Source organism: Streptomyces sp. NPDC052114, assembly GCF_040680155.1.
GTDB lineage: Bacteria > Actinomycetota > Actinomycetes > Streptomycetales > Streptomycetaceae > Streptomyces.
In genome coordinates this window covers 89376-102493 of sequence record NZ_JBFAWC010000004.1, presented here as the reverse complement: position 1 = coordinate 102493, position 13118 = coordinate 89376, and the positions used below count along the sequence as shown (strand labels likewise).

Genomic DNA, 13118 nt, shown 5'->3' with positions numbered 1-13118 from the left:
CCACCGAGCGCCGAGCGCCAGAAATGTGGAGTTAGTTCCGATGAGTAACACGTCTCCGGAGAAGATCCTCGACGCCCTGCGCGTCTCCCTCAAAGAAACCGAACGGCTGCGCAAGGAGAACCGGAAGCTCGCTGCCGCCTCGCGGGAGCCGATCGCGATCGTGGGAATGGGCTGCCGCTTTCCCGGAGGCGTGCGCACGCCCGAACAGCTGTGGGAGCTCCTGGCCACCGGCACCGACGCGGTCTCGGAATTCCCCGGGGACCGCGGCTGGGGCGAGGACATCTACGACCCGGATCCCGAGCGGCAGGGCAAGAGCTACGTCCGCGAGGGTGCCTTCCTCGACGGGGTCGCCGACTTCGACCCGGCGTTCTTCGGGATATCGCCGCGCGAGGCGCTGGCGATGGACCCGCAGCACCGGCTGCTGCTCGAAACGAGCTGGGAGGCCTTCGAGCGGGCCGGAATCGACCCCTCGTCGCTGAAGGGCAGCCGTACCGGCGTCTTCGCCGGTACGAACGGCCACGACTACGGGGCGCTGCTGCGGGAGACCCCCGAGGGGCTCGAGGGCTACCTGGGTACGGGCCGTTCCGGTGCGGTGCTGTCGGGTCGCGTCTCGTACTTCCTCGGTCTGGAGGGCCCGGCCGTCACGGTGGACACCGCGTGCTCGGCGTCGCTGGTCACCCTGCACCTGGCGGCGCAGGCGCTGCGGGGCGGCGAGTGCTCGCTCGCCCTGGCGGGCGGCGTGACGGTGATGACCACTCCCGGTCTCTTCGTGGAGTTCAGCAGGCAGCGGGTGCTGTCGCCCGACAGCCGCTGCAAGGCGTTCGCCGACGCGGCCAACGGAACCGGCTGGGCCGAGGGCGCGGGCATGGTGCTGCTGGAGCGGCTGTCGGACGCGCGGCGCAACGGTCACCCGGTGCTTGCCGTGATCAAGGGTTCCGCCGTGAACCAGGACGGCGCGAGCAATGGTCTGACGGCGCCGAACGGTCCGTCGCAGCAGCGCGTCATCCGCGCGGCGCTCGCCAACGCGCGCCTCACGTCGGCCGACGTGGACGCGGTGGAGGCGCACGGTACGGGTACGACGCTGGGCGACCCGATCGAGGCGCAGGCGCTGCTGTCGACCTACGGCCAGGGGCGGTCGGAGGACCGTCCGCTGTGGCTGGGCTCGATGAAGTCCAACATCGGTCACACGCAGGCCGCGGCCGGTATCGCCGGTGTGATGAAGATGGTGCTCGCCATGCGGAACGGGGTGCTGCCCCAGACCCTGCATGTCGATGAGCCGTCGTCGAAGGTGGACTGGTCCGAGGGCGCGGTGGAGCTCCTTACCGAGCAGCGGGAGTGGCCCGAGGCCGACCGTCCGCGCCGGGCGGGCGTCTCGTCCTTCGGCGTCAGCGGCACCAACGCACACGTCATCCTCGAACAGGCCCCGGAAGAGGACCCGGAGGCCGAGGCCGAGGCACACGTGTCGGCCGAGCCCGCGACCCCGCCGGCGATCGTGCCGTGGGTGTTGTCGGGTCGTGGTGTGGAGGCTTTGGGGGCTCAGGCCGGGCGGTTGCTCTCGCGTGTTGAGGGTGTTGCGGGGTTGTCGCCGGTGGATGTGGGCTGGTCGTTGGCTTCGGGGCGGGCGGTGTTCGAGCACCGTGCTGTGGTGGTTGGTGAGGGTGTTGAGGGGTTGGTCGCGGGTGCTCGGGCGTTGGCGGGTGGTGGGCTTGCTGCTGGTGTGGTGACGGGGCCTGTGGGTGGTGTGGTTCCTGGTTCGCTGGCGGTGGTGTTCTCGGGTCAGGGCAGTCAGCGGGTTGGTATGGGGCGTGAGTTGTATGCCGCGTATCCCGTTTTCGCGCGGGCCTTTGATGAGGCGTGTGGGGTGCTGGACCGTGAGCTGGCCGGGCATGTGTCGCGGTCGGTGCGGGAGGTGGTCTTCGGCGACAGCGCTGACGGTGCCGTTGATGGTCTGCTGGATCGGACGGTGTTCACGCAGGCGGGCCTGTTTGCGGTCGAGGTGGCGTTGTTCCGTCTGGCGGAGTCGTTCGGTGTGCGGCCGGACTTTGTGGCGGGTCATTCGATCGGTGAGATCGTGGCTGCGCATGTGGCGGGTGTGTTCTCGCTGGAGGACGCGGCTCGTCTGGTGGCTGCGCGTGGCCGGTTGATGCAGGCGCTGCCCGAGGGCGGCGCGATGGTGGCGGTGCAGGCCTCCGAGGAGGAAGTGCGTCCGCTGTTGGCCGAGTTCGACGGCCGGGTGGACATCGCGGCGGTCAACGGGCCGACGTCCGTGGTGGTCTCGGGTGATGAGGACGCTGCGCTGGCGGTGGCGGACCGGCTGCGCGAGTCGGGCCGTAAGACGAAGCGCCTGGTCGTTTCGCATGCGTTCCACTCGCCGTGCATGGAGCCGATGCTGGACGACTTCCGGGCCATCGCCGGATCCCTCACGTTCGCCGCGCCGCAGATTCCCGTCGTCTCGAACCTGACCGGTGCGGTCGCGTCGGCTGCGGAGTTGGGTTCGGCGGAGTACTGGGTCCGGCATGTCCGTGAGGCGGTGCGTTTCGCGGATGGTGTGGCGTCGCTGACGGCGCAGGGTGTGTCGGTGTTCGTCGAGCTGGGCCCCGATGGTGTGCTCAGCGCGATGGGTGCCGAGACGGCGCCGGAGTCGGCGTTCGTTCCGGTGCTGCGCAACGGCCGCCCCGAGGCTGCCTCGTTCGTGTCGGGTCTGGCGCGTGCCTGGGTGCACGGCGCTGCTGTGGACTGGTCGACGATGTTCGACGGTACGGGCGCGGCCCGCGTCGAGTTGCCGACGTATGCCTTCCAGCGCCAGCGCTACTGGCTGGAGGACCACGCCCGTACGGCGGCCGAGCCCGGCTCGGCCCTCGACGGGCCGGCGACGCGCCAAGAGGCTCTGTACGAGACCGCCTGGGTGCCGACCGACAGCGCCGACGTCTCGGCGGACTGGGTGTCCTACGCCGAGTGGCGCGAGCTGAGTGAACAAGGCGAACCGCGCGAGAGCGACGGCGAGATACCGCGTTTCGTCGTGTTCACGCTGGGCGGCGACTCCGAGCCGTCCGAGCTGTCCGTCCCCGAGCGCGTCCACGCCCTCGGTGAGCGAGTCCTGGGCACGCTCCAGGCGTGGCTGTCCGATCCGCGGGCGGCTTCGGCTCAGCTGGTCGTGGCGACCGACGCCCCCGACCTGGTGGCCGAGCCGATCCGCGGCCTGGTGCGCTCCGCGCAATCGGAGAACCCCGGCCGGTTCGTCCTCCTCACCGCCGACCGGCTGGACGAGGAAGCCGTACGCATCGGCCTGGGGGCGGCGGCGGACGAGCCGCAGATCCGGGTCAGCGACGGACGTGCGCACGTCGCGCGTCTCCAGCACGTGGAGATGCCTGCGGACGTACCCACGGACGTACCCACGGAGATGCCCGCGGACGTACCCACGGAGATGTCCACGAAGGAGCCCGCGGAGTCGGCCGCCCGCCTCGACCTGACCGACGGCGTGGTCCTGGTGACCGGTGCCACCGGTGGTCTGGGGCGGCTGGTCACCCGCCATCTGGCCACGGCGCACGGCGTCACCGACATGGTGCTGGTCTCGCGCTCGGGGCCGGACCCCGACTGGTCCGACGAGCTCTCGGCGCTCGGCGTGTCCGTGCGCATGGTCGCCGCCGACGTCGCCGACCGCGCGGCCATGGCGGACCTCGTCGACTCGGTCAGGGATCGGCTGACCGGCGTCGTCCACACGGCCGGAGTCGTCGACGACGGCCTCGTGGCGACCCTCGACCCCCAGCAGTGGCACACCGTGCTGCGCCCCAAGGTGGACGCCGCCTGGCAGCTCCACGAGCTGACGGCCGACCTCGATCTGCGGGCCTTCGTGCTCTTCTCCGCCGCGGCCGGCACCTTCGGTGGCGCGGGCCAGGGCAACTACGCGGCGGGCAACGCCTTCCTCGACGCCCTGGCCGAGCACCGCCGCTCCCAGGGCCTGTCCGCGGTCTCGCTGGCCTGGGGACTGTGGGCCGAACGCCGCGGCATGGGCGGACAGCTCAGCGACACCGACCTCGCCCGGATGGCCCGCGGCGGCGTCCTGCCGCTCTCCGCCGAGCAGGGCCTCGCGCTGTTCGACGCGGCGTTGGCGGTCGACCGCCCCGCCCTGATCCCCGTACGGCTGGACCTCGCCGTGCTGCGCGCGGCGGGCGAAACCCCGGCGCTGCTGCGCGGCCTCTTGCCCGCGCTTCCCGAGAGCGCGGCCTCCGCCTCCTCCGCCGCCGCGGCCGGCCACGACACGGCCGCCCCCGGCTCGGCCCTGGCCGAGCGACTGCGCGAGCTCTCCGAGGCCGACCGGGAGCAGTTCCTCCTGGACCTGGTCCGCGACCACGCGGCCGCGGTGCTCGGCTACGCCACCGCCGACGCGGTGGACAGCCAGCGCTCGTTCAAGGACGTCGGTTTCGACTCCCTGACGGCGGTCGAGCTGCGCAACGGGCTCGTCTCCGCCACCGGCCTCGCCCTGCCCGCGACGCTGGTCTTCGACTACGCGACGCCGGCCGCCCTCGCCCGCCACCTCGGGAGCGAACTCACGGGAGCCGGACAGGAACCCGCGGGGACGGACGCGGGCGGTGCCGCCTTCGCGAACGCCGCGAGCACCGCGACCGACGACGACCCCATCGCCATCGTGGGGATGGGCTGCCGCTTCCCCGGAGGCGCCGACACCCCCGACGCGCTGTGGCAGTTGCTCGCCTCGGGCGGCGACGCCGTCGCGGAGTTCCCCTCGGACCGCGGCTGGGACGTGGAGCGCCTCTACGACGCCGACCCCGACCGCATCGGCAAGAGCTATGTACGCGAGGGCTCCTTCCTGCCGGACGCCTCGGACTTCGACCCCGCCTTCTTCGGGATCGCGCCGCGCGAGGCGCTGGCGATGGACCCGCAGCAGCGGCTGCTGCTCGAAACGGCCTGGGAGGCGGTCGAGCGCGCGGGCGTCGATCCCTGGTCGCTGAAGGGCAGCCGGACCGGTGTCTTCGCGGGCACCAACGGCCAGGACTACGGAGCGCTGCTCCAGCGCGCCCCGAAGGAGTCCGACGGATACCTGGCGACCGGCAGCGCGGCCAGCGTCGTCTCCGGTCGGCTCTCCTACACCTTCGGTTGGGAAGGGCCCGCCGTCTCCGTCGACACGGCCTGCTCGTCGTCCCTGGTCGCGCTGCACCTGGCGGTGCAGGCGCTGCGAGGCGGCGAGTGCTCGCTCGCCCTGGCCGGCGGCGTCACGGTGATGTCCACCCCCGGCCTCTTCGTGGAGTTCAGCCGCCAGCGCGCGCTGTCCCCGGACGGCCGCTGCCGCGCCTTCTCGGACACGGCGGACGGTACGGGCTGGGGCGAGGGCGCGGGCATGCTGCTGTTGGAGCGGCTGTCGGACGCGCGCCGCAACGGTCATCCGGTGCTGGCGGTGGTACGTGGCAGCGCCGTGAACCAGGACGGCGCGAGCAACGGTCTGACCGCGCCCAACGGCCCCTCGCAGCAGCGGGTGATCAGGGCTGCCCTGGCCGACGCGCGGCTCTCCACCACCGACGTGGACGCCGTCGAGGCGCACGGCACCGCGACGACCCTGGGTGACCCGATCGAGGCGCAGGCGCTGCTGGCGACGTACGGCCAGGGCCGCCCCGAGGACCGTCCGCTGTGGCTCGGCTCGGTGAAGTCCAACGTCGGTCATACGCAGGCTGCGGCCGGTGTGGCGGGCGTGATGAAGATGGTGCTCGCGATGCGCCACGGCGTGCTGCCTCAGACCCTGCATGTGGATGAGCCGTCGTCGAAGGTGGACTGGTCGGCTGGCTCGGTGGAGCTGCTGACGGAGTCGCGTGAGTGGGAGTTGGAGGAGGGGCGTCCGCGTCGTGCGGGTGTGTCGTCCTTCGGTGTGAGTGGCACCAACGCGCACGTGATCCTGGAGCAGGCGCCGGAGACGGAGCCTGTGGAGGTTGCCGAGGCCGAGGCGGCAGCTCCGGCGGAGCCGGCGGCGGTGCCGTGGCCGCTCTCCGGCCGTAGCGCGGAGGCCCTGCGCGACCAGGCCTCGCGCCTGCTCTCGCACCTCCAGGCCGCCCCGGCCCTGACCCCGGCCGACGTGGGTTGGTCGCTGGCGTCCGGACGTACGGAGTTCGGCCACCGCGCCACTCTCGTCGCCGAGAACCGCGACGGTCTGATCTCCTGCCTGGAGGCGCTGGCCCGTGGGGAGAGTGCCCCGGGTGTGGTGACCGGTCCTGCCGGTGGTGCGTCGGCCGGTGCTCGTGGCCGTGTGGTGTTCGTGTTCCCGGGTCAGGGTGCGCAGTGGGCGGGCATGGGTGTGGAGTTGCTGGATGCTTCCCCGGTGTTTGCCGAGCGGCTTGGCGAGTGTGCGGCGGCTCTGTCGGAGTTCGTGGACTGGTCGTTGGTGGATGTGCTGCGCGGGGTGGAAGGCGCGCCGTCCCTGGACCGGGTGGATGTGGTTCAGACCGCTTCGTGGGCGGTGATGGTGTCGCTGGCCGAGGTGTGGCGTTCGCTGGGCGTGGAGCCGTCGGCCGTGGTCGGGCACTCGCAGGGCGAGATCGCCGCCGCATGTGTCGCGGGTGGCCTGTCGCTGCGGGATGGCGCCCGGGTGGTCGCCCTGCGCTCGCAGGCCATCGCGAAGGACCTTGCGGGTCGGGGCGGGATGATGTCGGTGGCGTTGCCGCTGGCGGATGTGGAGTCCCGCCTGGAGCGCTGGGCTGACCGTCTGGAGATCGCCGCCGTCAACGGCCCGTCCTCCACCGTGGTGGCCGGTGAGCCCGGCGCCCTGGACGAACTCCTCGCCGCCTGCGAGGCCGAGGGCGTGCGTGCGCGGAAGGTCCCGGTGGACTACGCCTCGCACACCTCCCACGTGGAGCGCATCGAGGACGAACTCGCCCGTGTTCTCAGGGATGTCCGTCCCCAGGCGGCCCGAGTGCCGTTCTACTCGTCGGTGACCGGTCAGCCGCTGGAGACCACTGGTCTGGACGCGGGCTACTGGTACCGCAATCTGCGTCAGACGGTCCGTTTCGAGGAGACGGTCGGCGCGTTGGCCGATGCCGGTTTCGGTGCGTTCATCGAGGTGAGTGCCCATCCGGTGCTGACGATGAGCGTGCAGGAGACGCTGGAGGCGCGCGGCGTGGAGCAGACCGTGGCGGTCGGCTCGCTGCGCCGTGACGAAGGTGGCCTGGACCGTTTCCTCACCTCGGTGGCCGAGGCGTGGACGCACGGCGTACGCGTCGACTGGACGCGCGCGTTCGCCGGAACCGGCGCGTCCCGCGTCGAGCTGCCCACGTACGCCTTCCAGCGCAGCCGCTACTGGCTGGAGGTCGACCCCGCGGCAGCCGGTGATCTCAACGCGGTGGGTCTGCTTCCGACCGAGCACCCGCTGCTCGGCGCGGCGGTCGAGCTGCCCGACTCCGACGAGGTCGTCTTCACCGGTCGTCTCTCGGCGTCGGCACACTCCTGGCTCGCCGAGCTGTCGGTGGGCGAGGACGGGGCCGTACTGGTGCCCGGCACCGCCTTCGTGGAGCTGGCGATCCGTGCCGGTGACGAGGTGGGCAGCCAGGCGCTGGAGGAACTGACGCTCGGCACCCCGCTCGTCCTGCCCGCACAGGGCGCCGTCCAGCTGCGCGTGCGGGTCACCGGGCCGGATGCCGCAGGGCGCCGGGCGGTCAGCGTCTTCGCGCGCCCCGAGCACGCCGACGACGCGGCCCGAGCCGTCTGGACGCGGCACGCCACCGGGGTCCTGGCCGCCGACGCCGCGTCCCCCGCGGCGCACGACGCGTCCACGGCCGGGGACGCCGCCCCGGCGGCCGACGCGACCGCCTGGCCCCCGGCCGGCGCCGTCGCGGTCCCTGCGGGGACGCTGCCCGTCGAGACGACCGGGGCGCTCCAGGCGGTGTGGCGCGGCGACGACGAGGTGTTCGCCGAGGTGGCCCTGCCGGAGGAGCGGGAGGCGGAGGCCGCGGGCTTCGGCCTCCACCCCGCGCTGCTGGACGCCGCGCTCGACGCGGCCCGGTTCGCCGCCCGTGCCGCCTTCGGTGACTCCGAGGACGGCACGCAGGGGGAGTCCGAGGACGGCACGCAGGGGGAGAGCGACGCCGGGCGTGACGTGGAGTCCCTGTGGCTGCCGTCCTCCTGGCGCGGTGTCGCCCTGCACGCCGTCGGCGCCACTTCGCTGCGCGTACGGATCGCGGGAGCCAAGCCCGACGCGCTCGCCGTCACCCTCGCCGATGCCACGGGCGCGCCGGTGGCACGGGTGGAGACGCTGGCGCTGACGCGCCGGGACGTCGCCGGCCTGGTGGCGGAGTCCGGAGCGGTGGCCGAGGCGGGTGAGGGCGTACGGGTCGCCGTGCGCCGCGCTCCGGCCCGGCGGACGGCCGCCGCGGGTGGCGGCGCCCCCGTCGGCCCGGACCTGGCCCGGCGCCTTGCGGGGCTCCCGGCCGCGGAGCGGACCGCCGTCGTCGCCGACCTGGTGCGCGCCGAGACCGCCACGGTCCTGGGGCACACCGCACCGGACACGGTCGAACTGGACCGCGGGTTCTTCGAGTCGGGGTTCAACTCGCTGATGTCGGTGGACCTCCGCAACCGGCTCAGCGTGGCCACCGGACTGCGGCTCCCGACGGCGTTCCTCTTCGAGTACACCGTGCCCTCGGCCGTCGTCTCCTACCTGCTGCGGGAGTTGGCCGAGTCCGGTGCGGCGGACGCGGACGGCGGCGCGGACGGCGCGGGCACCGGGCGTGCCCGGAGCGCCGAACAGGGCGGCGTCACCGCGCTGTTCCGGCAGGCACACGCCGAGGGACGGCACGCCGCGGGCAACGAGCTGATCACGGCCGCGTCGGTGCTGCGTCCGACGTTCGACGCCGCGACCGCCGCCGACCACGTCCCGGCCGCCGTACGGCTTGCGGTCGGGGAGGCCCGTCCCCGGCTGCTCTGCCTGCCGGCGGTCGTGGCCACGGCGGGGCCCCAGCAGTACACGCGCTTCGCCGACCACTTCCGTGGCCGGCGCGACGTGACCGTGCTGCCGCAGCCGGGGTTCCTGCACGGCGAGCACCTTCCCGCCGACATGCCGGCGCTCGCGGAGCTGCACGCCGAGGCCGTGCGCCGGGCCGCCGGCGAGGACCCGTTCGTCCTCGTGGGGCACTCCGCCGGCGGCCAGATCGCGCACGCCGCCACGGCCCGGCTCGAACGTCTCGGACTGCGTCCCGCCGCGCTGGTGCTGCTGGACGTGCCCTGGCCGGAGGACACGGCCGAGGACGAGGTGGCGGCGGCCATGCTCGATGTGGTCTTCGACCGCGAGGCGAAGCTCGGCGGGGACATCATGAACGAGAACCGGCTCACCGCCATGGGCGGGTACCACCGCATCCTCGGCCCCTGGCGGCCGGAGCCCATCGCGACGCCGACCCTGCTGGTGCGTGCCACCGAATCGATGCCGGGTCCGTCCGGGACCACGGCGGACGGCGCGATGCTGCGCGCCACCTGGAAGTTGGACCACGCGGTGCGGGACGTACCCGGAAACCACTTCACCATCGTCGAGGAATGCGCCGGATCGACGGCACGTGCCGTCGAGGAATGGCTCACCGAAACGGTCTGACCGGACCCGACGGCACCCGGCGGCCAGGAAGAACTCGGCCGCCTTGAAACACCTGAAAGAGGAGTACGTCTCAGTGAAGCACCACATCGCGTTCTTCGGCTCGCCCTATCAAGGGCATGTGAACCCCACCCTGTCCGTCGTCGCCGACCTGGTGGAGCGAGGCCACCGGGTGACGTACGTGACCACGGACCAGTACGCCGAACGCGTCGCCGCCACCGGCGCCGAGACCGTGCGCTACACCTCCGTATGGCCCGCGGACCGCGGTGCGCCGGCCGAGATGTCGGCCGACGAGCTGGCCCAGGGGCCGGTGCAGCACCTGCGCGAGAACATCGCGGCGGCGACCGCCGCCGCGGCACAACTCGCCGCGGACCTGCCGGACCTGGTGGTGTACGACGCGCTCATGAACTTCGCGGGCCGCGCGCTCGCCGAGAAGTGGGAGCGCCCGGCGGCCCAGTCGGTGCCGATGTTCGCGTCCAACGAGCACTTCTCCGTGCTCCAGGCGCTCGCCGAGGAGTTCCCGGCCCTCGACCCGCAGCATCCGGCGCTGATCCGGTTCGGCACGGAGCTCGCGGAGTTCCGGCTGGGGCAGGGGCTTTCCGCACCCGGCCCCGGTGACTTCCTCGCCGCGGCCGAGGACCTCAACGTCGTGTTCCTGGCCGAGGAGTTCCAGCCCGCCGCGGACAGCTTCGACGACCGGTACGTGTTCGTCGGCCCCGGCCTGGCCGACCCCGCGACCCAGAAGCCCTGGAGCCCGCCGGCCGACGGCCGGCCCGTGCTGCTGATCGCCCTGGGCACGGTCTTCAACGAGCGCCCCGACTTCTTCCGTGCCTGCGCCGAGGCGTTCGCCGACCTGCCCTGGCACGTGGTGATGGCCACCGGCCACCGGGTCGACCCCGCCGAACTGGGCTCGCTCCCCGACCACTTCGAGGTCCATCGCGAGGTGCCGCAGCAGGCCGTCCTCGAGCACGCACAGGTCTTCGTGACCCATGCCGGGATCCGCGGTGCGATGGAGTCGCTCTACCACGACACCCCGATGGTGGCCGTACCGCAGTCCGTGGAGCTGGACTTCACCGCCCGCAGGATCGCCGAACTGGGCCTGGGGCTGCGGATCGCCCGCACCGAGGTCACCCCCGAGGCGCTGCGCGCCGCCGTCCTGGAGGCCGCCGAGGACCCGGAGATCCGTCGGCGGGTGACGGAGATGGGGCGGCAGGTCCGCGCGGGCGGCGGCGCCCGGCGGGCCGCCGACGCCATCGAGGCGTACCTGGGGCGTGGCTGACATGGCGTCGGACCACTGGGCCGGCCGCACCGTCCTCGTGACCGGTGGGCTCGGCTTCGTCGGCTCCCACTTCGTCGAGGAGCTGCTGGACAGGGGCGCGGAGGTGCTCTGCCTGTACCGGGGCGAGCGGCCCGAGACCCTCGCCGAACTCCCCGACGTCCCGGCGCTGCGGCCGCTGCGCGTGGACCTGCTGGACTACGAGGCGCTGGTCGCCGCCACCGAGGCCGTGCCGCGCATCGACGCCGTCGTCAACTGCGCCACTCTCGACGGCAACATGGAGTTCCTGCTTCAGCAGGCGGGCCGGATGCTGGACGAGAACATGCGCATGCTGTCCCATGTGCTGAACCTCGCCCGGCACCGGCGGATCGCCGATGTGGTGCTGCTCAGTTCGGCCGAGATCTACTCGTACCAGAGCACGTCCCCCGTACGTGAGGACGAGGACCACCGCCGGCACATGCAGTACACGCCGAACGGCTACCGGCTGTCGAAGATGTTCACCGAGGTGCTGGCGGACCTGTACCGCGAGCAGTACGGCATGAAGATCTATACACCGCGCCCGACCAATGTGTATGGTCCCCGTGACGATTTCGGTACGACCACGAATCACGTCATCCCCAACATGCTCGGCAGGCTCGCCTCCGGGCAGGACATCGAGATCTGGGGAGACGGCAGCCAGACCCGGACCTTCATCCACGTGAAGGACCTGGTGCTCGCCGTGTTGAAGATGGTCGAAGACGGCCGGTTCCAGACGCTGAACGTCGGGACCGATGAGTCGGTCTCCATCCTCGACCTCGCCCATCTCGTGGCGGAGGCCGCCGGATGTGACGCCGGCAGGGTCAGGATCGATCCGGACAAGCCCGTCGGGGCGTCCCGGCGCGCACTGGATCTCGACGCCTTCCATTCCCTGGTGGACTTCGCACCGAGATCCCTGAAGGACGGTCTGCGCGAAACCGCGCAGTGGTACCACAAGCACTTGCAGAGGGCGAAATGAAGGTTTCACTGCAGACGTTCGGAACGCGCGGCGACGTGCACCCCTTTGTCGCGCTGGGGGCGGGGCTCCGGGCCCGCGGCCACGACGTCGACCTGGCCACCTCGGTGGACTTCAAGGCCATGGTGGAGGAGGCCGGGCTCAACTTCCGTGAGATACCCGGCAGCGGCGCCGACTACTTCGCCGCGCCCGCGGTCGTGAAGTCCATCCGGAAGAGCCCCTCGTCGATCCGCACCGCGATGGTCATGCCCCGCCCCAGCGTCGACGAGGTCGCCGACTCGCTGGAGCGGATGCACGAGATCGCCCAGGGCTCCGACTTCATGCTCAGCAACCTGATCACCCGCGGCGCCGGCTACGCCGACCCGGGCGTGCCGTGGGGCACCGTCTCGTGGTGGCCCATCACCCCCACCCGGGAGTTCCGCGCCTACAAGACCCCCGACCTGCCGCTGGGCCCGGCCTACACCCGGTTCACCCACGGCATGGCCGCCCAGATGGAATGGGCGTTCAACCGCCCCGCCGTCAACCGGTTCCGCGGCCGCAAGGGGCTCCCCAAGGTGTCCAAGTCGCCGGTCGGCCGACTGGGCCACCAGCAGCCGGTGCTCTACCCGTACAGCCCGCACTTCCTGCCCCCGGCGTCCGACTGGCCCGAGCGCGTCCACGTGACCGGCTACTGGACCTGGCAGCGGCCGGAGCAGCAGCCCCCGGCCGATCTGGTGGACTTCCTCGCCGCCGGCTCGAAGCCGTTCGTGCTGGCGCTGGGCAGCGCCTGGCCGGTGTACGGCGAGGAGACCCTCGCCCTGGTCCGGGAGGCCGTCCGGCACACCCGGCGCCGGCTCGTCGTCATCGGCGGACCCGAGGGCGACCGCACCGACGACGAACTGCGCGTGCGGGAGGTCGACTACGGCTGGCTCTTCCCGCAGGTCGCCGCGGTCATCCACGGCGCGACCTTCGGCACCACCGCGGACGCGCTGCGCTCCGGGGTGCCCCAGGTGACCATCCCCTGCTGGGCCGACGGCCCTTACTGGGCGGCTCGGACCGCCCAGGTCGGAGTGGGCACCAGGCCCATCCCGTTCCAGAAGCTCACCGGGGCGCAGCTGCGCGCCGCACTCGACGAGGTCGTCACCGACCCGGGGTACGCCGAGCGCGCCGCCGAACTCGGTGCCCGGGTGCGCGCCGACCGCGGTGTGGACACCGCCTGCGACCTGATCGAGTCGTGGGTGTCGGACACCACCGCCTGACCCGTCGACCCCTCTCGCGAGCGGCGCCCGCCCTCGCCGGCT

The 13118-nt window shown here is 72.5% G+C and carries 4 protein-coding genes; all 4 read left to right on the top strand.

What is annotated here, in order from left to right:
* Nucleotides 1–40 precede the first annotated feature (40 nt).
* The 4 genes from AB0L89_RS10425 to AB0L89_RS10410 all read left to right on the top strand — a co-directional run bounded on the left by AB0L89_RS10425 (nucleotide 41) and on the right by AB0L89_RS10410 (nucleotide 13076).
* Nucleotides 41–9574, top strand: a complete 9534-nt coding sequence (locus AB0L89_RS10425; protein WP_365137476.1) for an SDR family NAD(P)-dependent oxidoreductase — start codon at nucleotides 41–43, stop codon at nucleotides 9572–9574.
* Nucleotides 9575–9647: 73 nt separating this feature from the next.
* Nucleotides 9648–10850, top strand: a complete 1203-nt coding sequence (locus tag AB0L89_RS10420; protein WP_365137473.1) for a macrolide family glycosyltransferase — start codon at nucleotides 9648–9650, stop codon at nucleotides 10848–10850.
* A 1-nt stretch (nucleotide 10851) separates the two neighbouring features.
* Nucleotides 10852–11841: an SDR family NAD(P)-dependent oxidoreductase gene (locus AB0L89_RS10415; RefSeq protein ID WP_365138549.1), complete on the top strand. Its 990-nt coding sequence runs from the start codon at nucleotides 10852–10854 to the stop codon at nucleotides 11839–11841.
* Entirely contained in the window at nucleotides 11838–13076 is a 1239-nt protein-coding gene (locus tag AB0L89_RS10410; protein ID WP_365137470.1) for a glycosyltransferase, read from the top strand. Before AB0L89_RS10415 ends, AB0L89_RS10410 begins: the two co-directional genes overlap by 4 nt.
* Nucleotides 13077–13118 lie beyond the last annotated feature (42 nt).

What these genes read in the sequence shown, in the direction of transcription:
- AB0L89_RS10425 (WP_365137476.1), top strand. Translation starts at nt 41, where the DNA reads ATGAGTAACACGTCTCCGGAGAAGATCCTCGACGCCCTGCGCGTCTCC.
- AB0L89_RS10415 (WP_365138549.1), top strand. Translation starts at nt 10,852, where the DNA reads ATGGCGTCGGACCACTGGGCCGGCCGCACCGTCCTCGTGACCGGTGGG.
- AB0L89_RS10410 (WP_365137470.1), top strand. Translation starts at nt 11,838, where the DNA reads ATGAAGGTTTCACTGCAGACGTTCGGAACGCGCGGCGACGTGCACCCC.